Here is a 22,436-nt window from a genome sequence, read left to right on the forward strand (position 1 = left end):
GCCCCCCGCGGGCGGCGGGGGCGAGGCGCCCGTGCCCGGGGTCCTCGACAGCGGCGGGTGGCCGAGCGCCGCCCCCGGCCCGGACGGCTCGGGGGAGCCGGACGCGCCGGGGCGCGGCACCGGCGGATTCCCGGGGCCGGACGGTGACGGGGAAGGACCGTCCGGCGCACTGGGGAGCGACCCGCTGTGGGGCCCGGCGAGGACGGGCCCGCAGCCGCAGGTCCCCGGGGCCTCCGGCCCCTCGGCGCCCTCCTGGGGCTACGGCGGCACCGGCGGCCCCGGGGCGTCCGGCGGCCCGGCGGCCCCCGGCTCCGACCCGCTGTCCCCGGAGCCCTCCGCTCCGCCCGGACCGGGCGCGGGCGGTGCCCCGTGGGGTGCGCCCGCACCCGAGTCCGGCGCGCCCGAGGGGGCCGCGCCGGGCGAGGGGAGCGCGGGCCTCGGCGGCGGCCTGGGCACCGGCAGCGGCAACACCTGGGCGTTCAGCCGCGACGACTACAACCTCCCGTCGGAGGTGCGCGACGCGGCGATCCGCGACGAGGAGCGCCGCCGGGCCGGGCGCGACTCCGCCCAGGAGCCCTACATTCCGCAGGACCCGTACGCGCAGGACCCGTTCGGCACGCGCCCGCAGGCGCCGGAGGCCCCCGAGGCGGCCTCCTCGGGCGGGTACGACGACTACGACCCGCTCGCCCCCGGCGGCCCCTGGAGCGACCGGGGCGCCCCCGACGGGCAGGCGCCGCAGGGCACGGGCCCCGGTCGCCCCGCGGGCGGCCTCGACCCGTCGGACCCGCTCGGCTCGATCGCCGCGCAGCAGCGCTCGGCCCGGGAGGAGGCGGCGGCACCGCCCGCCGATCCCGAGGCGTTCGGCGAGGCCCCCGCGCAGCGGCAGTGGGCGGCGCCTCCGTCGGCCGGGGACGAGGAGTACGGCTCCGGCCCCGCGCACGCGCCCGGCGCGTGGGGGGCGGAGGGCGCCCGCGGCCCCTCCTACGAGGGGACGCAGGCGATGCCGGCCATCGGCCGGGACGACCCGCTGGGCCCGCCCGACGGGCTCGGGGGGCCCAGAAGGTTCGACGGCCCCGACGCCTTCGGCGGCCCCGACCGGCCCGAGCCGGGCCGCCCGGGGTCGGACGGCCCGGAGCCCGGCCCGTGGAGCGGCGAGCAGCAGTGGGGCGACCAGTGGGGGCGGCAGCAGGCCCCGGCGCCCGGCGGCTGGGAGCCGGAGGGGCCGGCCACCCAGCAGTGGAGCGCCGTCCCGGACCAGGGGTACGCCGATCAGGGGTACGCCGGTCCGGGCAATGCCGGGCCGGGCGGCCCCGAGCAGGGGTACGACGAGCGGTACGACGAGCGGTACGACGACGGCTACGGGGACGGCTACGGGGACGGCTACGACGGTGGGCCCCGGGGCGGGGACGCCCCGGGGCGGCAGGGACGGCGGGACCGGGTCGCCGAGGAGTTCCCCGGCTTCGAGGACCGGCCGCCCGGCGGAAACGCCGGGGACGACTACCCGGGCTACGACAGCATCGACGACGTGTGGGCCGAGCCGGACACCGGCGCCGCCGCCGCGATGTGGCTCGGCGTCATCGGCCTGATCCCCGGCATCGGCCTGTTCACGTCGGTGGCCGCGGTCATCGTCGGCCCCCGCGCGGTGCGCCGGATCCGCTCCTCGCACGGCGAGTTCGAGGGCGAGGGCCAGGCGCGCACCGGGACCGTTCTGGGCTGGGTCGGCCTCGGCCTGTTCCTCCTGGAGGCGGCCGCGGCGGCGGCCTACCTCCTCGTCCTGTAGGGCGCGGCCCGAGGACGGCGGGCCCGGGTCCGGACACGGTCCGGACCCGGGCCCTTCCGTGTCCGTGCCCCCCGTGCGCCTCCCGTGCACCACCCGTGCTTATCCGCATCCGGACCGTGATGGCACGACCTGCGCCGGGATCGGGCGCGCGCGGCGCCGGTGGCGTCCGAAATAGGGCGCCACGCGCAGTGATCCATGTCGCATCGGTGTGCTGTGGCGGGGAACGCGCCCCGGTGGCCCGATAATGCGCCCGAGCACTGCCCGGGGGTCGTTACACTGGGAAGCGACCTACGGCTGATATGAGGTCCGAGGAACAGCGGTACCCAGGGGGCCGAACCCGTTTTGACCGGGCACAACCCCTTCGGTACCCTTGCACTTCGTGCCCGTGAGCCAACGGGTCACAGCGCGTGCGCTCGTCGCGCCGCCCCACGGGGCCGGTCGCGAGTCCGGCGCCGCGTGACACCTCCTCCCATGACATTCGACCGCCAGGTCGGGCGTATTCGGTGTCGGCCGTCCGCGGGACAGAGCCCGACACGCCCGGATGCGGGGGTCGGGGGGAACGGGAAATCCAGCAGGTCGATAGCGACAAGGCTACGAGAACCGGCGTAGGTCACGAGGAAGACGGAGACGCGGTGCCCACCATCCAGCAGCTGGTCCGCAAGGGCCGACAGGACAAGGTCGCAAAGAACAAGACCCCGGCGCTGAAGGGGAGTCCGCAGCGTCGTGGTGTGTGCACGCGTGTTTACACCACTACGCCCAAGAAGCCGAACTCCGCGCTGCGCAAGGTCGCCCGTGTGAAGCTGAGCAGCGGGATCGAGGTCACGGCCTACATCCCCGGCATCGGCCACAACCTGCAGGAGCACTCCATCGTGCTCGTGCGCGGCGGCCGTGTGAAGGACCTGCCGGGTGTCCGCTACCGGATCGTCCGCGGTTCGCTCGACACGCAGGGCGTCCGTAACCGCAAGCAGGCGCGCAGCCGTTACGGCGCTAAGAAGGAGAAGTAAGCATGCCGCGCAAGGGCCCGGCGCCGAAGCGCCAGCTGATCACCGACCCGGTCTACGGATCGCCGCTCGTCACCGCACTGATCAACAAGGTGCTGCTGGACGGCAAGCGCTCCCTCGCCCAGAACATCGTCTACGGAGCGCTGGAGGGCGCGCGGGAGAAGACCGGTCAGGACCCCCTGGTCGTCCTCAAGCGCGGGCTCGACAACGTCAAGCCCTCCCTGGAGGTCCGCAGCCGCCGCGTCGGCGGCGCGACCTACCAGGTCCCGGTCGAGGTCCGCGCCTCCCGGAGCACCACGCTCGCCCTGCGCTGGCTGGTCACCTACTCGCGCCAGCGCCGCGAGAAGACCATGACCGAGCGCCTGATGAACGAGCTGGTCGACGCGAGCAACGGGCTCGGTGCCAGCGTCAAGCGGCGTGAGGACACGCACAAGATGGCGGAGTCCAACAAGGCCTTCGCTCACTACCGCTGGTAACCCCCGCGGGCTACTCGATACCTGAGACCGAGAGAGACGAGCCACATGGCTACCACCGCTCTTGACCTTGCCAAGGTCCGCAACATCGGGATCATGGCTCATATCGACGCGGGCAAGACCACGACGACTGAGCGGATCCTGTTCTACACCGGTGTGACCCACAAGGTGGGCGAGGTCCACGACGGCGCCGCCACGATGGACTGGATGAAGGAGGAGCAGCAGAGGGGCATCACGATCACCTCTGCCGCCACCACCACCCACTGGAACGACTACACCATCAACATCATCGACACGCCCGGCCACGTGGACTTCACGTCCGAGGTCGAGCGGTCGCTGCGTGTTCTGGACGGCGCAGTCGCGGTCTTCGACGCCAAGGAGGGCGTGGAGCCGCAGTCGGAGCAGGTCTGGCGCCAGGCCGACCGGTACGAGGTGCCGCGGATCTGCTTCGTCAACAAGATGGACAAGATCGGCGCGGAGTTCCAGCGCTGCGTGGACATGATCCGCGAGCGCCTGAACGCCACCCCGATGGCGATCCAGCTGCCGATCGGCGCGGAGTCGGACTTCAAGGGCGTCATCGACCTGGTCCGCATGAAGGCCTACGTGTGGAACGCGGAGGCCAAGCTCGGCGAGGCCTACGACACGGTCGAGATCCCCGACGAGTACGCCGAAGCCGCCCGCGAGGCGCGCGACACCATGATCGAGACGCTGGCCGAGGCCGACGACGAGATCATGGAGCTCTACCTGGAGGGCAACGAGCCCACCATCGAGCAGATCGTGCCCGCCATCCGCCGCGCCACCATCGCCGGCACCGCGATCCCGGTCACCTGTGGTTCCGCGTTCAAGAACAAGGGCGTGCAGCCCCTGCTCGACGCGGTGGTCGCCTACCTGCCCGCGCCGGCCGACATCAGCGGCGTCCAGGGCCACGACCCCAAGGACGACTCCGAGGAGCAGTCGCTCGTCCGCAAGCCCAGCCAGGAGGAGCCCTTCTCCGCGCTGGTCTTCAAGATCATGAGCGACCCGCACCTGGGCAAGCTGACCTACATCCGGGTCTACTCGGGTGTCCTGGAGGCCGGGACCCAGGTCCTGAACAGCCTCAAGGGCCGCAAGGAGCGCATCGGCAAGATCTACCGGATGCACTCCAACAAGCGCGAGGAGATCCAGAGCGTGGGCGCCGGCGACATCGTCGCCGTCATGGGGCTCAAGGACACCACCACCGGTGAGACCCTGTGCGACCCGGGCAACCCGATCGTGCTGGAGTCGATGACCTTCCCGGTCCCGGTGATCGAGGTGGCCATCGAGCCCAAGACCAAGAGCGACCAGGAGAAGCTCTCCCTGGCGATCCAGCGGCTCTCCGAAGAGGACCCGACCTTCCAGGTCAAGACCGACGAGGAGACCGGCCAGACCATCGTGTCGGGCATGGGCGAGCTCCAGCTCGAGGTCCAGGTGAACCGCCTTCGGGACGAGTTCAAGGTCGAGGCCAACATCGGCCGGCCGCAGGTGGCCTACCGGGAGACCGTCCGCAAGAAGGTCGAGAAGGTCGAGTACACCCACAAGAAGCAGACGGGCGGCTCGGGCCAGTTCGGCCGCGTCATCATCGACCTGGAGCCGCTCGCGGCCGACGGCGAAGGTGACAGCGGCGGTTACGAGTTCGTCAACAACATCACCGGCGGCCGCATCCCGCGGGAGTACATCCCCTCGGTGGACGCGGGCTGCCAGGAGGCCGCCGAGTTCGGCGTCCTCGCCGGGTACCCGATCGTCGGGGTCAAGGTGACCCTGCGGGACGGTCAGTACCACGACGTGGACTCCTCCGAGCTCGCCTTCAAGGTGGCCGGGTCCATGGCGTTCAAGGAGGCCGCCCGCAAGGCGAAGCCGGTCATCCTGGAGCCCGTCATGGCGGTGGAGGTCACGACGCCCGAGGAGTACATGGGCGACGTGGTCGGCGACCTGAACAGCCGCCGCGGCCAGATCCAGTCGATGGAGGAGCGCGGCGGGAGCCGGGTCGTCAAGGCCCAGGTGCCCCTGTCGGAGATGTTCGGCTACGTGGGCGACCTGCGCAGTCGGACGCAGGGCCGGGCGAACTTCACCATGGTCTTCGACTCCTACGCCGAGGTCCCCTCGAGCGTGCAGGAAGAGATCGTGGCCAAGGCCCGCGGTGAATGACCGCGAACACGTAACCAGTCAGCTAGCAACCCTGTACGTCTAGGAGAGATCCAGTGGCGAAGGCAAAGTTCGACCGGAGCAAGCCGCACGTCAACATCGGCACCATCGGGCACATCGACCACGGCAAGACCACGCTGACGGCGGCCATCACCAAGGTCCTGCACGACGCGTTCCCGGAGATGAACCCGTTCACGCCGTTCGCGGACATCGACAACGCTCCCGAGGAGCGCGAGCGCGGCATCACCATCTCCGTCGCCCACGTCGAGTACCAGACCGAGGCGCGCCACTACGCCCACGTGGACTGCCCCGGCCACGCCGACTACGTGAAGAACATGATCACGGGTGCGGCGCAGATGGACGGCGCCATCCTGGTGGTCGCCGCCACCGACGGCCCGATGCCGCAGACCAAGGAGCACGTGCTCCTGGCCCGCCAGGTCGGCGTCCCCTACATCGTCGTCGCCCTGAACAAGGCCGACATGGTGGACGACGAGGAGATCTTCGAGCTCGTCGAGATGGAGATCCGCGAGCTCCTCAGCGAGTACGAGTTCCCGGGCGACGACGTCCCGGTCGTCAAGGTCTCCGCGCTCAAGGCGCTGGAGGGCGACGCCGACGCCGCCGAGGGCGTCCTGGAGCTCATGAAGGCCGTGGACGAGAACATCCCCGAGCCCGAGCGCGACACCGACAAGCCGTTCCTGATGCCGATCGAGGACGTCTTCTCGATCACCGGCCGCGGGACCGTGGTCACCGGCCGCATCGAGCGCGGTGTCATCAACGTCAACGAGACCGTGGACATCGTCGGCATCAAGGAAGACAAGCAGACCACCACGGTCACCGGTGTCGAGATGTTCCGCAAGCTGCTCGACCAGGGCCAGGCCGGCGACAACGTCGGTCTGCTGCTGCGCGGCACCAAGCGCGAGGACGTGGAGCGCGGCCAGGTCGTCATCAAGCCGGGCACCACCACCCCGCACACCGAGTTCGAGGGCCAGGTCGTCATCCTGTCCAAGGACGAGGGCGGCCGCCACACCCCGTTCTTCAACAACTACCGGCCCCAGTTCTACTTCCGCACCACCGACGTCACCGGCGTCGTCACGCTGCCGGAGGGCACCGAGATGGTCATGCCGGGCGACAGCACCGGCATGACGGTCCAGCTGATCCAGCCGGTCGCGATGGAGGAGGGCCTGAAGTTCGCCATCCGCGAGGGTGGCCGGACCGTGGGCGCCGGGCGCGTCACCAAGATCCTCAAGTAGGACGACCGTATGCGGCGGTCGGGCCGCCGAAGGCCGCCCGACCGCCGCACCATGAACGACGTCATCGGGCTCTGTAGCGGTGATGCACCTCAGGGGACAGCCCTGCAGCGGTTTCTCAGGTGAATAGAGCCACACAACGACAGGGCGCCCCCTGACGGGGCCCGGGCCGGCTCGCCGGCTCCGCGCCTCTACGGACACTGAAGCGAAGGACGAAAAGGCCACCATGGCGGGACAGAAGATCCGCATTCGGCTCAAGGCCTATGACCACGAGGTCATCGACAGCTCGGCTCGCAAGATCGTCGAGACCGTGACGCGGACCGGCGCGCAGGTCGCTGGCCCGGTGCCGTTGCCGACGGAGAAGAACGTTTACTGTGTCATCCGCTCCCCGCACAAGTACAAGGACTCGCGGGAGCACTTCGAGATGCGCACGCACAAGCGGCTGATCGACATCATCGACCCGACGCCGAAGACCGTCGACTCGCTCATGCGTCTCGACCTCCCGGCCGGCGTCGACATCGAGATCAAGCTTTAAGGGACGCACAGACATGGCCACCAAGCAGATCAAGGGAGTCCTGGGCGAGAAGCTCGGCATGACCCAGGTCTTCGACGAGCAGGGCAGGATCGTGCCCGTGACCGTCCTGAAGGCCGGCCCGTGCGTCGTGACGCGCGTTCGGACTCCGGAGACCGACGGCTACTCCGCCGTCCAGCTCGGCTACGGCAAGGTCAACCCGCGCAAGGTGAACAAGCCGCTCGGCGACTACCTGCGCAAGCACGACCTGACGCCGCGCCGTCACTACGTCGAGGTCCGCACCTCGGATGCCACCGAGTACACGCTCGGCCAGGAGCTGTCCGCCGACGACTTCGAGACCGGCCAGGTCGTCGACGTCACCGGCCGCAGCAAGGGCAAGGGCTTCGCCGGTGTCATGAAGCGCCACGGCTTCCGCGGCCTGAAGGCCTCGCACGGTGCCCACAAGGTGCACCGCGCCCCGGGCGCCATCGGCGGCTGCGCCACGCCCGGCCGCGTGTTCAAGGGCATGCGGATGGCCGGCCGGATGGGCAGCAACCGGACGACCGTGCAGAACCTCAAGGTCCAGTCGGTCGACGCGGAGAAGGGCCTCATCCTGGTCAAGGGTGCGGTGCCCGGGCCCAACGGCGGCCTGGTGCTGGTCCGCACGGCCGCGAAGGGGGAGAACTGATTATGGCGACGATCGAGGTCAAGGGCCCCGACGGCGCCGCCGGCCGGAGCGTCGAGCTCCCTGAGGCGATCTTCGACCAGCAGGCGAACATCCCGCTCATGCACCAGGTCGTGAACGCGCAGCTGGCCGCGGCCCGGCAGGGGACCCACGCCACCAAGACCCGCGGCATGGTCCGCGGCGGCGGCAAGAAGCCCTACCGGCAGAAGGGGACCGGCCGCGCCCGCCAGGGCTCGACCCGCGCGCCCCAGTTCACCGGCGGCGGCACCGTGCACGGCCCCCAGCCGCGCGACTACGCCCAGCGGACCCCGAAGAAGATGAAGGCCGCCGCGCTGCGCGGCGCCCTGTCGGACCGGGCCCGCAACGGGCGGGTGCACCTGCTCACCGAGTTCGTCTCCGACGAGGTCACCAGCGGGCGCACCCGGACCGCGCTGAAGGCCCTGCGCCAGGTCACCGAGTCCGACAAGGTGCTCGTGGTCCTGGACCGCAACGACGAGACCAACCGCCTCGCGCTGCGCAACCTCGCCGAGGTGCACATCCTCGACGCGGACCAGGTGAACACCTACGACGTCCTCGACGCCGACGACGTGGTCTTCACCGAGCGCGGGTACGAGGAGTTCCTGGCGCACGCTTCGGGTGCCTCGCAGGCCCAGAAGCCGGAGGAGGACGACCAGTGAGGATCCCCGACCCTCGGGACATCATCGTCGAGCCGGTGATCTCCGAGAAGAGCTACGGGCTGCAGGACCAGAACCAGTACACGTTCATCGTGCGCCCGGACGCCAACAAGACGCAGATCAAGATCGCGATCGAGAAGATCTTCGACGTGAAGGTCACCGGCGTGAACACGATCAACCGTCCCGGCAAGCGCAAGCGCACCCGCTTCGGGTTCGGCAAGCGCCCGGACACCAAGCGCGCGATCGTGCGGGTCGCCGACGGCGACCGGATCGACATCTTCGGGGTCTGATCCGCCGCTGCCGCGGCCGTACACCGCTTCAACCAGCAATACGCAAAGGAATGCGCGAAGAAGATGGGCATTCGTAAGTACAAGCCGACGACGCCGGGCCGTCGCGGCTCCAGCGTGAGCGACTTCGTCGAGATCACGCGCTCGGAGCCGGAGAAGTCCCTGGTGCGTCCGCTCCACTCCAAGGGCGGCCGCAACGGCCACGGCCGTATCACCACGCGCCACCAGGGCGGCGGCCACAAGCGCGCCTACCGCGTCATCGACTTCCGTCGGCACGACAAGGACGGCGTCCCCGCGAAGGTCGCGCACATCGAGTACGACCCGAACCGGACCGCCCGCATCGCCCTGCTGCACTACGTGGACGGCGAGAAGCGCTACATCCTGGCGCCCGCCGGCCTGAAGCAGGGCGACCGGGTCGAGAACGGCCCCGGGTCCGACATCAAGCCCGGCAACTGCCTCCCGCTGCGCAACATCCCCACGGGTACGTTCGTGCACGCGGTCGAGCTCAAGCCGGGCGGCGGCGCCAAGCTGGGCCGCTCCGCCGGGTCGCAGATCCAGCTCCTGGCCAAGGAGGGCGCCTACGCCACCCTGCGCATGCCCTCCGGGGAGATGCGGATGGTGGAGGTCACCTGCCGCGCCACCGTCGGGCAGGTCGGCAACGCCGAGCAGTCCAACATCAACTGGGGCAAGGCGGGCCGCATGCGCTGGAAGGGCCGCCGGCCCACCGTGCGCGGTGTGGTGATGAACCCGGTCGACCACCCCCACGGCGGTGGTGAGGGCCGTACCTCGGGCGGTCGGCACCCGGTCAACCCCGCCGGCAAGAAGGAAGGCCGGACCCGCCGGAAGAACAAGGCCAGCGACAAGTACATCGTGCGGCGTCGGCGCAGCGGCAAGAAGAAGCGGTAAGGAGCACGTCTGATGCCACGTAGCCTTAAGAAGGGCCCCTTCGTGGACCACCACCTGGCCAAGAAGGTGGAGGACCAGAACGAGAAGGGCACCAAGAACGTCATCAAGACGTGGTCGCGGCGCTCCATGGTGATCCCGGAGATGATCGGGCACACCATCGCCGTGCACGACGGCCGCAAGCACGTCCCGGTCTTCATCTCCGAGGCGATGATCGGCCACAAGCTCGGCGAGTTCGCCCCCACGCGCACTTTCCGGAGCCACGTCAAGGAAGACCGCCGTAGCCGCCGTTAGCGGTTGCAACGATCGACAAGGACCATGTTCCCCACGGTGCGTGGGGAGGAGATTTCCGTGAGCGAGGAAAAAGCGATGGGAACGAGGGCACAGGCGCGGTTCGTCCGCGTCACGCCCCGCAAGGCCCGCCGTGTGGTGGACCTTATTCGCGGGTTGCCCGCTGACGAGGCACAGGCGGTCCTCCGGTTCGCCCCGCAGTCGGCGAGCGAGCCGGTGGGCAAGGTGCTGGCGAGTGCGATCGCCAATGCCGAGCACAACGACAAGCTGGACCGCGAGAACCTGGTCGTGGGGCGTGCATGGGTGGACGAAGGGCCGACGCTGAAGCGGATCCGTCCGCGCGGCTTCGGGCGCGCTTTCCGGGTCACCAAGCGCACGAGCCACATCACCGTGGTCGTGGAGCCCAGTGAGACCAAGGAAAGGACCCGATAGTGGGCCAGAAGATCAACCCGCACGGGTTCCGGCTCGGGGTCACGACTGACTACAAGACCCGCTGGTACGCCGAGAAGCAGTACAAGGACTACGTCAAGGAAGACGTGGCCATCCGCCGCATGCTCAACCGCGGCATGGAGCGGGCCGGAATCAGCAAGGTCGAGATCGAGCGGACCCGTGAGCGCGTGCGTGTGGACATCCACACCGCCCGTCCCGGCATCGTCATCGGCCGACGCGGCGCCGAGGCCGACCGCCTGCGCGGCAACCTGGAGAAGCTGACCGGCAAGCAGGTCCAGCTCAACATCCTCGAGGTGAAGAGCCCGGAGACCGACGCGCAGCTGGTCGCCCAGGGCGTCGCCGAGCAGCTGGCCAGCCGCGTGGCGTTCCGCCGCGCGATGCGCAAGGCCATGCAGAGCGCCTCCAAGAGCGGCGCCAAGGGCATCCGCATCCAGTGCAGCGGCCGTCTCGGCGGTGCCGAGATGTCGCGGTCGGAGTTCTACCGCGAGGGCCGGGTCCCGCTGCACACGCTGCGCGCCGACATCGACTACGGCTTCTTCGAGGCCCGTACGACGTTCGGCCGCATCGGCGTGAAGGTGTGGATCTACAAGGGCGACGCCCCTGCCAGCCGCGCCGAGCGCGAGGCCCAGCAGGCCGCCCAGCGCGCTCCGGGCGGTGGCCAGGGCCAGCGCCGCGAGCGCCCGGGCCGCCGTCGCCGCGGCGGTCAGGGCGGCGGCCAGGGCCCGCAGGGCGAGGCCAAGTCCAGTGCGCCCGCCGAGGCGACTCAGGGCGCGGAGAAGTCCGGGAACGAGGGGAGCTGACCGATGCTCATTCCCCGGAAGATCAAGTACCGCAAGCAGCACCACCCGGACCTGCGCGGCCGCGCCAAGGGTGGGACGACGGTCAACTTCGGTGAGTACGGCATCCAGGCGCTGGACGCCGCCTACGTCACCAACCGGCAGATCGAGGCCGCTCGTATCGCCATGACCCGTCACATCAAGCGCGGCGGCAAGGTGTGGATCAACATCTTCCCGGACCGTCCGCTGACCAAGAAGCCGGCCGAGACCCGCATGGGCTCCGGCAAGGGTTCGCCCGAGTGGTGGGTCGCCCCGGTCAAGCCGGGCCGTGTGATGTTCGAGCTGTCCGGCGTGCCGGAGCCGGTGGCCAAGGAGGCCATGCGTCGGGCCATGCACAAGCTCCCGATGCGGTGCAAGTTCGTGAAGCGGGAGGTGTGGGAGTAATGGCGAAGTCCCCGACCGCCCAGGAGCTGCGCGGCCAGTCCCAGGAGGACCTGGTCGGCAAGCTCAAGGAGGCGAAGGAAGAGCTGTTCAACCTGCGCTTCCAGGCTGCCACCGGGCAGCTCGACAACAACGGCCGACTGCGCACCGTCAAGCGCGAGATCGCGCGGATCTACACGGTCCTGCGGGAGCACGAGCTGGGCATCATGCCGCTGGCCGAGTCGGCTGAGAAGACGAAGGAAGCAGCCGAATGAGCGAGATCGACGAGCGGACCGCTCGCAACTACCGCAAGGTGCGCGAGGGCTACGTCGTCAGCGACAAGATGTCGAAGACCGTGGTCGTCGAGGTGGAGGACCGCGTCAAGCACGCGCTGTACGGCAAGGTCATCCGCCGCACCACCAAGTACAAGGCCCACGACGAGAACGAGATCTGCGGCGTCGGCGACCGGGTCCGGATGATGGAGACCCGCCCGCTGTCGGCGACCAAGCGCTGGCGCGTCGTGGAGATCCTGGAGAAGGCTAAGTAAACCCCTGCCTCGGCGGCCGGTTGGTGGAGATCGGCCGCCCAAGGGGTGAGACCACCTAGCAGTGCGGGCAGTGTGCCCGCGCGCACATATCAGGAGCAGACGTGATTCAGCAGGAGTCGCGACTCAAGGTCGCCGACAACACGGGGGCCAAGGAGATCTTGACCATCCGTGTCCTCGGTGGCTCGGGTCGGCGCTACGCGGGCATCGGCGACACCATCGTGGCGACGGTGAAGGACGCCCTTCCCGGCGCAGGCGTGAAGAAGGGCGATGTCGTCAAGGCTGTCATCGTGCGCACCGTCAAGGAGCGCCGCCGGCCCGACGGCTCCTACATCCGCTTCGATGAGAACGCCGCCGTGCTCATCAAGGACGGTGGGGACCCGCGAGGCACCCGCATCTTCGGTCCGGTCGGACGCGAGCTGCGGGACAACAGGTTCATGCGCATCATCTCGCTAGCGCCGGAGGTGCTCTAGGCGATGAAGGTCAAGAAGGACGACGAGGTCATCGTCATCGCCGGCAAGGACAAGGGTGCCACCGGGAAGGTCATCAAGGCCCTTCCCAAGGAGCAGCGTGTCGTCGTCGAGGGCGTCAACCTCATCAAGAAGCACAGGAAGGCGAACCCGGCGAGCGGCCAGCAGGGCGAGGTCGTCACGCAGGAGGCGCCGATCCACGTGAGCAACGTCGCCCTCGCCGAGGACGGCAAGGCCACCCGGGTCGGCTACCGCTTCACCGAAGACGGCAAGAAGGTTCGCGTCTCGCGCCGTACCGGTAAGGACATCTGATGACGGTCACCAACGACACCGAGGCTCCGGCGATGCCTCGTCTCAAGGAGAAGTACCGCTCCGAGATCATGCCGGGGCTGCGCGAGGAGTTCGGGATCGCCAACGTCATGCAGATCCCCGGCCTGACCAAGGTCGTGGTGAACATGGGCGTGGGCGAGGCCGCGCGCGACGCCAAGCTGATCCAGGGCGCCGTCGCCGACCTGTCGGCGATCACCGGCCAGAAGCCCAAGATCAGCCGGGCGAAGAAGTCCATCGCGCAGTTCAAGCTGCGCGAGGGCCAGCCGATCGGCGCCAGCGTGACCCTGCGCGGCGACCGGATGTGGGAGTTCCTGGACCGCCTGGTCTCCCTCGCGCTGCCGCGCATCCGGGACTTCCGCGGGCTCAACCCGAACCAGTTCGACGGCAAGGGCAACTACACCTTCGGCCTCACCGAGCAGGTCATGTTCCACGAGGTCGACCCGGACAAGGTCGACCGCCAGCGGGGCATGGACATCACGGTCGTGACCAGTGCGACCACGGACGACCAGGGGCGCAGCCTGCTCAAGCGCCTCGGGTTCCCCTTCAAGGAAGCCTGAGGGAGGCGACCATGGCAAAGAAGGCGCTGATCGCCAAGGCGAACAGGAAGCCGAAGTTCGCCGTCCGCGCGTATACTCGTTGCTCGCGGTGCGGACGTCCGCGCGCCGTCTTCCGCAAGTTCGGCCTGTGCCGCATCTGCTTCCGCGAGATGGCGCACAAGGGCGAGCTGCCGGGTATCGCCAAGTCGAGCTGGTAGCGGCCCCGGACCGGGTGCGACCCGGCCGGCCGGAGCGGATCGCGGGAGCCGCCGCGCCGCCCCCCTGACGCATCGGGCGCGGGCGGGCGCGGCGACCACCACGTAACACGATGGAGAGAATCAGGGCACTGCCACCGGTGCGTCCGGTGGGGTGCCCGTGACCACGCCGTAGGTCCTAGAGGTGCCCCGTGAAGGGGAACAGGCGGGAAGGGACCCGCCTGTCCTTGGGGAAACCGCGGTGAGGAAGGGCCAGTCGGCCATGACGATGACCGACCCGATCGCAGACATGCTCACGCGTCTGCGCAACGCGAATTCGGCGCACCACGACAGCGTGTCGATGCCGTATTCGAAGATCAAGGCGCACATCGCCGAGATCCTCCAGCAGGAGGGCTACGTTCAGGGCTGGCGCGTCGAAGAGGCGCAGGTCGGCAAGTCCCTGGAGGTGGAGCTGAAGTACGGCCCCACCCGGGAGCGTTCGATCGCCGGCATCCGGCGCGTGTCCAAGCCGGGCCTGCGCGTCTACGCCAAGAAGGACAACCTTCCGCGCGTCCTGGGCGGCCTCGGCACCGCCATCATCTCGACGTCCGGCGGCCTGATGACCGACAAGCAGGCCAAGAAGCGCGGCGTGGGCGGCGAAGTCCTCGCCTACGTCTGGTAATAGGGAGAGATTTCAGCATGTCGCGTATCGGTCGACTGCCGATCTCGGTCCCCAAGGGCGTCGAAGTCACGATTGACGGGCAAGACGTCACTGTCAAGGGGCCGAAGGGCACTCTGCACCACACCGTTACCGACCCGATCACGGTCGAGCGGGGCGAGGGCGAGATCACGCTCGCCCGCCCGGACGACCACCCGGAGAACCGGTCGCTGCACGGCCTGAACCGGGCGCTGCTGGCCAATCTGGTCGAGGGCGTCTCCAAGGGCTACAGCAAGACCCTGGAGATCCACGGTGTCGGCTACCGCGTCCAGGCCAAGGGCTCCAACCTGGAGTTCAGCCTGGGCTACAGCCACCCGGTCGTGATCGAGCCGCCGGAGGGCATCACCTTCCGGGTGGAGAAGCCGACCCTGCTGCACGTCGAGGGCATCGACAAGCAGCTGGTGGGCCAGGTCGCCGCCAACATCCGCGGTCTGCGCAGGCCCGACCCGTACAAGAAGAAGGGCGTGCGGTACAAGGGCGAGCAGATCCGCTCGAAGGCCGGAAAGGCTGGTAAGTAGGCATGGCGAAGAGCACGACCGCGGTCCGCAAGGGCACGGCCGCGCGCACTGCTTCGCGTGCGCGGCGGCACCTGCGGGTCCGCAAGAAGATCACCGGCACCCCGGCGCGCCCGCGCCTGGTCGTCACCCGCTCCTCCAAGCACATGGTCGCCCAGATCGTGGACGACACCAAGGGGCACACCCTGGTCTCCGCCTCCACCATCGAGGCCGGGCTGCGCGCCCAGGAGGGCACGAAGTCCGAGAAGTCGCAGAAGGTCGGCGAGCTGCTCGCGCAGCGCGCCAAGGACGCCGGCGTCACCGCCGTCGTCTTCGACCGCGGCGGGAACCGCTACCACGGCCGCATCGCCGCCCTCGCCGAGGGCGCGCGGTCCGGCGGGCTGGAGTTCTGATCCGATGAACCCGGTCCACAGCAAGTACACCGACGGGAAGAGGAACCACTGATGGCTGCAGCTCCGCGGCGCGGCGCCGGTGGCGAGCGGCGAGACCGCCGCGACGATCGCCGCGGCGGCGCCGCAGACAAGGGTGTCTCCTACATCGAGAAGGTCGTGACCATCAACCGGGTCGCCAAGGTCGTCAAGGGCGGCCGGCGGTTCAGCTTCACCGCGCTGGTCGTCGTCGGCGACGGCAACGGCATGGTGGGCGTCGGTTACGGCAAGGCCAAGGAAGTTCCGGCCGCCATCGCCAAGGGCGTGGAGGAGGCGAAGAAGAACTTCTTCCGCGTCCCCCGCATCCAGGGCACCATCACCCACCAGGTCCAGGGCGAGGACGCGGCCGGCATCGTGCTGCTGCGCCCGGCCGCCCCGGGTACCGGTGTGATCGCCGGCGGTCCGGTCCGCGCGGTGCTGGAGTGCGCCGGCGTGCACGACGTGCTCAGCAAGTCGCTCGGCTCGTCGAACGCGCTGAACATCGTGAAGGCGACCGTGGCCGCCCTCAAGGGCCTGGGCCGTCCCGAGGAGATCGCGGCGCGCCGCGGCCTGCCGATCGAGGACGTCGCCCCGGCCGCCATGCTGCGCGCCCGTGCGGAAGCGAAGGCGGGTGCCTGACCATGGCGAAGCTGAAGATCACCCAGGTGCGGTCGAAGATCGGCGGCACGAAGAAGCAGCACGAGAACCTGCGCTCCCTCGGCCTCGGTAAGATCGGCCGTTCGGTCGTCCGTGCGGACGGTCCGCAGGTCCGCGGGCAGGTCGGCGTCGTGGCGCACCTCGTGAAGGTCGAGGAGGTCAGCGAATGAGCGACAACGCCCCCGGCGAGCTGCTCAAGCTCCACCACCTGCGCCCGGCTCCGGGCAGCAACAAGTCCAAGATCCGCAAGGGTCGCGGCGAGGCCTCCAAGGGCAAGACCGCCGGCCGCGGGACCAAGGGCACCAAGGCCCGCTCCACGGTGCCCGTCGGCTTCGAGGGCGGCCAGATGCCCCTGATCCGGCGGCTGCCGAAGCTCAAGGGCTTCAGCAACGCCAAGTTCCGTACCCAGTACCAGGTCGTGAACCTGGACCGGATCGCGGAGCTGTTCCCCGAGGGGGGCGAGGTCACCGTCGAGGCCCTGGTCGCCAAGGGCGCGGTTCGCAAGAACCAGCCCGTGAAGGTCCTGGGCACCGGTGAGATCACGGTGGCCGTCCAGGTGAGCGCGCACGCGTTCTCCGGCTCGGCCAAGGACAAGATCGCCGCCGCCGGTGGTTCCACCACCGAGCTGTAGGCGCCGATCCGATCCGCCAGAGCCATGCGGGGGCGCCGGCCGGACCGTCCCACCCACGGGTGGGCGCCGGGCGGCGCCCCCGCGTGTTACCCGGCCCAGACGGTCCCCCTTACCAGGACGATCCCTGTCCGGACCCGAAGGGCTGTTACAGTGCCTTACTGCCTGACGCCTAACCGCTTGACCGATGACTCCAGGGCTCCGGGGCCGCCCCCGGTGCCGCCGCTCTACGACGATTCAGGATCGGCCGCGATGTCTCGAACCGGTTCCGCCGCCGAAGCCGCGCAGGAGGAGACGTGCTAGGTGCGTTCGTCCGTGCGTTCCGCACGCCCGACCTGCGTAACAAGCTGCTGTTCACCATTTTCATCCTGACCATCTTCCGGCTGGGCTCGGTCATCCCGGCGCCGGGGATCAACTCCGCGGCGATCAGAGAGCAGCTGGAGTCGGTGCAGGCCGCCGACGAGTCGGGGATCTACTCGCTGATCAACCTGTTCAGCGGCGGGGCCCTGCTGCAGCTGGCGGTCTTCGCGCTGGGCATCATGCCCTACATCACCGCGAGCATCATCATCAACCTGCTCACGGTGGTGATCCCGCGCCTGGAGGCCCTGAAGAAGGAGGGCCAGGCCGGGCAGACGAAGATCACCCAGTACACCCGGTACCTCACCCTCGCGCTGGCGGTCCTGCAGTCGACCAGCTTCATCGCGATGGCGCGCAGCGGGCAGCTGTTCCAGGGCCGCATCCCGGTCCACACCTACATGCCCAACGACGACCTGCTGACCCTGATCACCATGGTCTTCACCATGACCGCGGGCACCGCGGTGATCATGTGGTTCGGTGAGCTGATCACCGAGCGCGGCGTCGGCAACGGCATGTCCCTGCTGATCTTCACCCAGGTCATCGCGATGTTCCCGTCCTCCATCGGGACCATCTGGCAGGAGCAGGACACCTGGGTGTTCGTGCTCATCTGCGCGGCGGGCCTGGTGCTGATCGCCGGCGTGGTCTTCATCGAGCAGGCCCAGCGCCGCATCCCCGTGCACTACGCCAAGCGGATGGTGGGCCGCCGCATGTTCGGCGGCAGCTCCACCTACATCCCGCTGAAGGTGAACCAGGCCGGCATCATCCCGGTCATCTTCGCCTCATCGCTGCTGTACCTCCCGCAGTTGGCCATCGGCCTGTTCGGGCAGGACTCCGACAACATGGTTGTGAACTTTCTCAACGAGTACTTCGTGACCGGCACGCACCCGGTCTACATGGCGACCTTCTTCGTCATGATCGTGGGCTTCGCGTTCTTCTACGTGGCCATCACGTTCAACCCCGCCGAGGTCGCCGACAACATGAAGAAGTACGGTGGGTTCATCCCGGGTATCCGGCCCGGACGTCCGACCGCGGAGTACCTGGAGTACGTGCTCAACCGGCTGACGACCCCCGGATCGCTGTACCTCGGGTTCATCGCTCTGCTGCCGATGGTGGCGATGGGCGCCTCCGGGGCGACCCAGAACTTCCCGTTCGGCGGTACGAGCATCCTGATCATGGTCGGTGTCGGGCTGGACACGGTGAAACAGATCGAGTCTCACCTCCAGCAGCGGAACTACGAAGGTTTCTTGCGATAGTGCGTGCCGTACTTGTTGGGCCCCCGGGTGCCGGGAAAGGCACCCAGGCCCAGATCCTGGCGTCAGAACTGTCCATCCCCAAGGTGTCCACGGGCGACATCTTCCGGGCCAACGTGAGCGGCGGTACCGAGCTCGGCCGGACGGCCAAGAGCTACATGGACCGCGGCGACCTCGTCCCCGACGAGGTCACCAACGAGATGGTGCGGGGCAGGCTCGCCGAGGAGGACGCCCGGGAGGGCTTCCTGCTCGACGGCTTCCCGCGCAACGTGCCCCAGGCCGAGACGCTCGACTCCATGCTCAAGGACATGGGGACCGCGCTGGACGCGGTGCTGGAGCTCAAGGTGGACGAGGAGGAGGTCGTCAAGCGCCTCTCCGGCCGCCGCTCCTGCCGGGAGTGCGGCCGCGTCTACCACGTCGACTACGACCCGCCCCGGGCGGCGGGGGTGTGCGACGCCTGCGGCGGTGGGCTGTACCAGCGCGACGACGACCGCGAAGAGGTCATCCGCCACCGCCTGGAGGTCTACCGGGAGCAGACCGAGCCGCTGGTGGCCTACTACCGGGACCGGGGCGTCCTGGTGGCCATCGAGGCCACGGGCGCCGTGGAGGACGTCACGGCCCGCGCGGTCGCCGCGCTCAGGCCGGGCGCCTGATGTTCCGCAAGCCCAAGCCGGACATCCAGATCAAGACGCCGGAGCAGATCCGCAGGATGCGGGAGGCCGGCAAGGTCGTGGCGCGCGCCCTGGACGCGGTGCGCGCCGCGGCCGCCCCCGGGCGCAGCACGCTGGACCTGGACGCGGTCGCCGAAGAGGTGATCCGCGGGGCGGGCGCCGTCCCGTCGTTCAAGGGCTACCGGCCGATCCCGAGCGAGCCGGGCTTCCCCGGCTCGATCTGCGCCTCGGTCAACGAGGAGGTCGTGCACGGCATCCCGCGGGCCTCCAAGGTGCTCGCCGACGGCGACGTCGTCTCGGTGGACTGCGGGGCGATCCTCGACGGCTGGCACGGCGACTCGGCCGTGACCATCCCGGTGGGCACGGTCTCCGACGACGACGTGCGGATGATGGAGGTCTGCCGCGAGGCCATGTGGCGCGGGATCGCCGAGCTGCGCCCCGGGCGCCGCCTGGGCGACATCGGCCACGCCATCGACTCCTCCATCCGCTCCCAGGGCTCCTTCGGCAACGTCCAGGAGTACGGCGGGCACGGCATCGGCACCGAGATGCACATGGAGCCGCACGTGCTCAACCACGGCAAGCCCGGCAAGGGCCTGCGCCTGGAGGAGGGCATGTGCCTGGCCATCGAGCCGATGGCCACCCGGGGCACCCGGCACGTGGCGGTGCTGGAGGACGAGTGGACGGTGGTCACCCGCGACGGCGGCCGCGCGGCCCACTTCGAGCACACGGTCGCGGTGACCGCCGAGGGGCCGATGGTGCTGACCGCCCGGGAGGACGACCGGGCGGAGCTGGAGAAGAGGGCGTTCCCCGACCCGGGGTGGTGACCCGGGCCGCGCAGTAGGATCGCAGCGTGAAGCGCGAGGCGGATCCAGTGAGGGAGGGCCACGTGTCCGAGGACACCCCGGAGACCGGACCGGGGGACCCCGAACGGGACCGCGCGGCCCGGCTCCTGCAGGACCACTTCGCCCAGGGGCGGCTGGGCGGCGACGAGTTCAGCTCCCGCCTGGAGCGCGTGTACAAGGCGGCGAGCCTGCGCGACCTGGAGGCGGCCGTGGCCGACCTGCCCTCCCCGCCCGCGCCGCCGGAGCCCGACGCCCGGTCGGCGGCCCCGGCCCCGGAGGGGCCGGGGATGCTGCGCGACCCGGCGCTGCTGATCCCGTGGGGGCTGTGGCTCGGCGTGAACACGCTGTGCTTCACCATCTGGCTGATCCTCTACCTCACCGGGCAGGGCAGCGGCTACCCGTGGTTCCTCTGGGTCCTGGGTCCATGGGGTATCGTGATGGCGTTCATCACACTCGGACTCGCCGCGGTCCACCGCGGCGGCGGTGGCGCGGGCCGCGGCTGAGGCGGCGGACGCCCCGCTCGCGGAGGGCGTTAGACTGGTAGGGCCCACACTCGGGCCGTTGGGTCAGCGTGCCTTACTTCCGCATCCGCTGGAATCTGCGCGTATGCTGTCGCGGTTGACCTGATCGTCAATGTCCGAATCAGCAGTGTGCCCGGTGCCCGTTCGAGGGTGTCCGGCCGCGAACCCCTGCCGTCGGCGGGGGAGATTCATGAAGCGTGGAGGATATGGCTAAGAAAGACGGCGCCATCGAGATCGAGGGCTCCGTTATCGAGTCCCTGCCCAACGCAATGTTCCGAGTGGAGCTCGACAACGGGCACAAGGTCCTTGCCCACATCAGCGGCAAGATGCGGATGCACTACATCCGCATTCTCCCCGACGACCGCGTCGTCGTGGAGCTGAGCCCGTACGACCTCACCCGCGGGCGCATCGTTTACCGCTACAAGTAAGGCCGCCCCGCACGGCCGCCCGGCCGGAGCCGGGCGGGCGGGACGGCTCGAGTTCGGAGACACCATGAAGGTCAAGCCGAGCGTCAAGAAGATCTGCGCGAAGTGCCGAGTGATCCGCCGCCACGGCCGGATCATGGTCATCTGCTCGGACCCGCGCCACAAGCAGCGCCAGGGCTAGTCCCCCGGCGCCCGCCTCTTCTCGACGGCGACGAACACGAAAGACCTGCCTCGGTCCCCGCGGTGCGCGGGGACAACCCCCGGTCGGAGGCCGGGGCGCTCGTCAGGGCGGCGAGCGGAATGGGGCGGGTGAGACCTCCGCAAGCACGAAGGAGTACGCCCTTATGGCACGCCTCGCAGGCGTCGACCTCCCCCGCGACAAGCGGGTGGAGATCGCCCTCACCTACGTTTTCGGGATCGGCCGGACCCGCGCCGCCGAGATCCTGAAGAGCACCGGTGTCAGCCCCGACACCCGCGTCCACGAGCTCTCCGAGGACGAGCTGGTCAAGATCCGCGACTGGGTCGACGCCAACTACCAGGTCGAAGGCGACCTGCGGCGCGAGGTCCAGGCCGACATCCGCCGCAAGATGGAGATCGGCTGCTACCAGGGCATCCGGCACCGCCGCGGCCTGCCGGTGCACGGTCAGCGCACGCAGACCAACGCCCGGACCCGCAAGGGCAAGAAGAAGACCGTGGCCGGCAAGAAGAAGCCGAAGAAGTAGTCCGTCCGGACCTCGACCACCGGGTCCGGCACTCCGACGGACCGACGATCTTGGGAGTAATCAGGTATGCCGCCTAAGGGCCGCCAGCAGGGCGCCGCGCGCAAGGTGCGCCGCAAGGAAAAGAAGAACATCGTCCACGGGCATGCTCACATCAAGAGCACGTTCAACAACACGATCGTGAGCATCACCGACCCGACGGGTGCGGTGATCTCGTGGGCGAGCTCCGGGCAGGTCGGCTTCAAGGGGTCGCGCAAGTCCACCCCGTTCGCCGCCCAGATGGCCGCCGAGGCCGCCGCCCGCCGTGCCCCGGAGCANTGCGCAAGGTGGACGTCTTCGTCAAGGGTCCCGGCTCCGGCCGCGAGACCGCCATCCGCTCCCTGCAGGCCACCGGCCTGGAGGTGGGCTCCATCCAGGACGTCACGCCGGTTCCGCACAACGGCTGCCGTCCGCCCAAGCGCCGCCGGGTCTGACCCCGGCGAGCGCCGCCGCGCATCCGGCCGGGTCCGGCCGGGGGGATCGCGGGTAGGAAGTTGTCAGGCCCTGTGTCCACGGGGCCGTCCAGTGGCCGTCAAATAGCGGGCGGCCGTGGGAAAGGAACACCGAACATGCTCATCGCCCAGCGTCCGACGCTCTCGGAGGAGAGCCTGTCGGAGCTCCGCTCCAAGTTCGTCATCGAGCCCCTGGAGCCGGGCTTCGGCTACACCATCGGCAACTCGCTCCGCCGGACCCTGCTGTCCTCGATCCCCGGTGCCGCTGTCACCAGCATCCGCATCGAGGGCGTCGAGCACGAGTTCACCACCGTGCCCGGCGTCAAGGAGGACGTCACCGAGATCATCCTGAACCTCAAGGGGCTGGTCGTCTCCTCCGAGCACGACGAGCCGGTTCTGATGTACCTGCGCAAGCAGGGGCCCGGTGTGGTGACCGCCGCGGACATCGCGCCGCCGGCGGGGGGCGAGGGGCACAACCCCGACCTGCACATCGCCACGCTGAA

Annotated in this window: 33 protein-coding genes and 2 pseudogenes; all 35 read left to right on the forward strand. The window is 69.5% G+C overall.

The genetic code is table 11. From position 1 onward, the window contains the following. A partial coding sequence (locus D476_RS32370; RefSeq protein WP_017623235.1) for a DUF4190 domain-containing protein occupies positions 1–1,780 on the forward strand: 1,780 nt, incomplete at its 5' end. A gap of 632 nt (positions 1,781–2,412) precedes the next feature. Beyond that, on the forward strand, positions 2,413–2,784 hold the full coding sequence (gene rpsL / locus D476_RS0106980) for a 30S ribosomal protein S12 (RefSeq protein WP_017538026.1): 372 nt from the start codon (positions 2,413–2,415) through the stop codon (positions 2,782–2,784). Between the two features lie 2 nt (positions 2,785–2,786). Then, positions 2,787–3,257: a 30S ribosomal protein S7 gene (gene rpsG, locus D476_RS0106985; RefSeq protein WP_017623236.1), complete on the forward strand. Its 471-nt coding sequence runs from the start codon at positions 2,787–2,789 to the stop codon at positions 3,255–3,257. 45 nt (positions 3,258–3,302) lie between these two features. Next, positions 3,303–5,417: an elongation factor G gene (fusA, locus tag D476_RS0106990; RefSeq protein WP_017623237.1), complete on the forward strand. Its 2,115-nt coding sequence runs from the start codon at positions 3,303–3,305 to the stop codon at positions 5,415–5,417. Between the two features lie 53 nt (positions 5,418–5,470). Further along, positions 5,471–6,664, forward strand: a complete 1,194-nt coding sequence (gene tuf / locus D476_RS0106995; RefSeq protein WP_017623238.1) for an elongation factor Tu — start codon at positions 5,471–5,473, stop codon at positions 6,662–6,664. Positions 6,665–6,887: 223 nt separating this feature from the next. Further along, on the forward strand, positions 6,888–7,196 hold the full coding sequence (gene rpsJ / locus D476_RS0107000; RefSeq protein ID WP_013156110.1) for a 30S ribosomal protein S10: 309 nt from the start codon (positions 6,888–6,890) through the stop codon (positions 7,194–7,196). A 13-nt stretch (positions 7,197–7,209) separates the two neighbouring features. Beyond that, entirely contained in the window at positions 7,210–7,860 is a 651-nt protein-coding gene (gene rplC / locus D476_RS0107005) for a 50S ribosomal protein L3 (protein WP_017623239.1), read from the forward strand. A 2-nt stretch (positions 7,861–7,862) separates the two neighbouring features. Then, positions 7,863–8,534 carry a 50S ribosomal protein L4 gene (rplD, locus tag D476_RS0107010; protein ID WP_017623240.1) on the forward strand — a complete coding sequence of 224 codons (672 nt, stop codon included), beginning with the start codon at positions 7,863–7,865 and terminating at the stop codon, positions 8,532–8,534. Beyond that, positions 8,531–8,821, forward strand: coding sequence for a 50S ribosomal protein L23 (gene rplW / locus D476_RS0107015; RefSeq protein ID WP_017623241.1), 291 nt, complete (start codon positions 8,531–8,533; stop codon positions 8,819–8,821). The genes rplD and rplW overlap by 4 nt, the downstream gene beginning before the upstream one ends. 63 nt (positions 8,822–8,884) lie before the next feature. Continuing rightward, the gene (gene rplB / locus D476_RS0107020) at positions 8,885–9,724 is read left to right on the forward strand and encodes a 50S ribosomal protein L2 (protein ID WP_026123313.1); all 840 of its coding nucleotides are present in this window, start codon (positions 8,885–8,887) and stop codon (positions 9,722–9,724) included. Between the two features lie 12 nt (positions 9,725–9,736). After that, positions 9,737–10,015: a 30S ribosomal protein S19 gene (gene rpsS / locus D476_RS0107025; RefSeq protein ID WP_026123314.1), complete on the forward strand. Its 279-nt coding sequence runs from the start codon at positions 9,737–9,739 to the stop codon at positions 10,013–10,015. Between the two features lie 75 nt (positions 10,016–10,090). Then, positions 10,091–10,444, forward strand: coding sequence for a 50S ribosomal protein L22 (rplV, locus tag D476_RS0107030; RefSeq protein WP_026123315.1), 354 nt, complete (start codon positions 10,091–10,093; stop codon positions 10,442–10,444). Then, positions 10,444–11,262: a 30S ribosomal protein S3 gene (gene rpsC, locus D476_RS0107035; RefSeq protein ID WP_017623245.1), complete on the forward strand. Its 819-nt coding sequence runs from the start codon at positions 10,444–10,446 to the stop codon at positions 11,260–11,262. The genes rplV and rpsC overlap by 1 nt, the downstream gene beginning before the upstream one ends. Before the next feature lie 3 nt (positions 11,263–11,265). Further along, positions 11,266–11,682 carry a 50S ribosomal protein L16 gene (rplP, locus tag D476_RS0107040; RefSeq protein ID WP_017623246.1) on the forward strand — a complete coding sequence of 139 codons (417 nt, stop codon included), beginning with the start codon at positions 11,266–11,268 and terminating at the stop codon, positions 11,680–11,682. Then, the gene (rpmC, locus tag D476_RS0107045; protein WP_017623247.1) at positions 11,682–11,933 is read left to right on the forward strand and encodes a 50S ribosomal protein L29; all 252 of its coding nucleotides are present in this window, start codon (positions 11,682–11,684) and stop codon (positions 11,931–11,933) included. The genes rplP and rpmC overlap by 1 nt, the downstream gene beginning before the upstream one ends. Further along, complete coding sequence (gene rpsQ, locus D476_RS0107050) at positions 11,930–12,205, forward strand: 30S ribosomal protein S17 (protein WP_017538013.1); 276 nt, start codon at positions 11,930–11,932, stop codon at positions 12,203–12,205. Before rpmC ends, rpsQ begins: the two co-directional genes overlap by 4 nt. A gap of 101 nt (positions 12,206–12,306) precedes the next feature. Continuing rightward, on the forward strand, positions 12,307–12,675 hold the full coding sequence (rplN, locus tag D476_RS0107055; RefSeq protein ID WP_017623248.1) for a 50S ribosomal protein L14: 369 nt from the start codon (positions 12,307–12,309) through the stop codon (positions 12,673–12,675). 3 nt (positions 12,676–12,678) lie between these two features. Then, positions 12,679–12,984: a 50S ribosomal protein L24 gene (rplX, locus tag D476_RS0107060; RefSeq protein WP_017623249.1), complete on the forward strand. Its 306-nt coding sequence runs from the start codon at positions 12,679–12,681 to the stop codon at positions 12,982–12,984. Next, the gene (gene rplE, locus D476_RS0107065) at positions 12,984–13,559 is read left to right on the forward strand and encodes a 50S ribosomal protein L5 (RefSeq protein WP_017623250.1); all 576 of its coding nucleotides are present in this window, start codon (positions 12,984–12,986) and stop codon (positions 13,557–13,559) included. The genes rplX and rplE overlap by 1 nt, the downstream gene beginning before the upstream one ends. Before the next feature lie 11 nt (positions 13,560–13,570). Beyond that, positions 13,571–13,756: a type Z 30S ribosomal protein S14 gene (locus tag D476_RS0107070; protein ID WP_017623251.1), complete on the forward strand. Its 186-nt coding sequence runs from the start codon at positions 13,571–13,573 to the stop codon at positions 13,754–13,756. Between the two features lie 259 nt (positions 13,757–14,015). After that, positions 14,016–14,414: a 30S ribosomal protein S8 gene (gene rpsH, locus D476_RS0107075; protein ID WP_017623252.1), complete on the forward strand. Its 399-nt coding sequence runs from the start codon at positions 14,016–14,018 to the stop codon at positions 14,412–14,414. A 17-nt stretch (positions 14,415–14,431) separates the two neighbouring features. Next, positions 14,432–14,968: a 50S ribosomal protein L6 gene (rplF, locus tag D476_RS0107080; protein ID WP_017623253.1), complete on the forward strand. Its 537-nt coding sequence runs from the start codon at positions 14,432–14,434 to the stop codon at positions 14,966–14,968. 2 nt (positions 14,969–14,970) lie between these two features. Next, positions 14,971–15,357, forward strand: coding sequence for a 50S ribosomal protein L18 (rplR, locus tag D476_RS0107085; protein ID WP_017623254.1), 387 nt, complete (start codon positions 14,971–14,973; stop codon positions 15,355–15,357). A gap of 51 nt (positions 15,358–15,408) precedes the next feature. After that, positions 15,409–16,011 (forward strand): 30S ribosomal protein S5, encoded by a 603-nt coding sequence (gene rpsE, locus D476_RS0107090; protein ID WP_017623255.1) that lies wholly within the window; start codon positions 15,409–15,411, stop codon positions 16,009–16,011. Positions 16,012–16,013: 2 nt separating this feature from the next. Further along, positions 16,014–16,199: a 50S ribosomal protein L30 gene (rpmD, locus tag D476_RS0107095; RefSeq protein WP_017623256.1), complete on the forward strand. Its 186-nt coding sequence runs from the start codon at positions 16,014–16,016 to the stop codon at positions 16,197–16,199. Continuing rightward, positions 16,196–16,660 carry a 50S ribosomal protein L15 gene (gene rplO / locus D476_RS0107100; RefSeq protein WP_017623257.1) on the forward strand — a complete coding sequence of 155 codons (465 nt, stop codon included), beginning with the start codon at positions 16,196–16,198 and terminating at the stop codon, positions 16,658–16,660. Before rpmD ends, rplO begins: the two co-directional genes overlap by 4 nt. A 293-nt stretch (positions 16,661–16,953) precedes the next feature. Then, complete coding sequence (gene secY / locus D476_RS0107105) at positions 16,954–18,267, forward strand: preprotein translocase subunit SecY (RefSeq protein ID WP_017623258.1); 1,314 nt, start codon at positions 16,954–16,956, stop codon at positions 18,265–18,267. Then, complete coding sequence (locus D476_RS0107110; protein WP_083939429.1) at positions 18,267–18,917, forward strand: adenylate kinase; 651 nt, start codon at positions 18,267–18,269, stop codon at positions 18,915–18,917. Before secY ends, D476_RS0107110 begins: the two co-directional genes overlap by 1 nt. Next, positions 18,917–19,759, forward strand: a complete 843-nt coding sequence (gene map, locus D476_RS0107115) for a type I methionyl aminopeptidase (protein ID WP_017623260.1) — start codon at positions 18,917–18,919, stop codon at positions 19,757–19,759. The genes D476_RS0107110 and map overlap by 1 nt, the downstream gene beginning before the upstream one ends. Positions 19,760–19,821: 62 nt before the next feature. Then, on the forward strand, positions 19,822–20,280 hold the full coding sequence (locus D476_RS0107120; protein ID WP_017623261.1) for a DUF1707 SHOCT-like domain-containing protein: 459 nt from the start codon (positions 19,822–19,824) through the stop codon (positions 20,278–20,280). A gap of 224 nt (positions 20,281–20,504) precedes the next feature. Continuing rightward, the gene (gene infA, locus D476_RS0107125) at positions 20,505–20,726 is read left to right on the forward strand and encodes a translation initiation factor IF-1 (protein ID WP_017593374.1); all 222 of its coding nucleotides are present in this window, start codon (positions 20,505–20,507) and stop codon (positions 20,724–20,726) included. A 64-nt stretch (positions 20,727–20,790) separates the two neighbouring features. Next, a complete protein-coding gene (gene rpmJ / locus D476_RS0107130) occupies positions 20,791–20,904 on the forward strand; it encodes a 50S ribosomal protein L36 (RefSeq protein ID WP_017537997.1) in 114 nt (37 codons plus the stop codon). A gap of 163 nt (positions 20,905–21,067) precedes the next feature. Next, a complete protein-coding gene (gene rpsM, locus D476_RS0107135) occupies positions 21,068–21,445 on the forward strand; it encodes a 30S ribosomal protein S13 (RefSeq protein ID WP_017623262.1) in 378 nt (125 codons plus the stop codon). A gap of 66 nt (positions 21,446–21,511) precedes the next feature. Then, positions 21,512–21,915: pseudogene (gene rpsK, locus D476_RS0107140) on the forward strand (30S ribosomal protein S11). 135 nt (positions 21,916–22,050) lie between these two features. After that, a pseudogene (locus D476_RS0107145) lies at positions 22,051–22,436 on the forward strand (DNA-directed RNA polymerase subunit alpha); the annotation flags it as partial.

It is taken from the genome of Nocardiopsis chromatogenes YIM 90109 (genome assembly GCF_000341185.1).
Classification (GTDB): domain Bacteria; phylum Actinomycetota; class Actinomycetes; order Streptosporangiales; family Streptosporangiaceae; genus Nocardiopsis_A; species Nocardiopsis_A chromatogenes.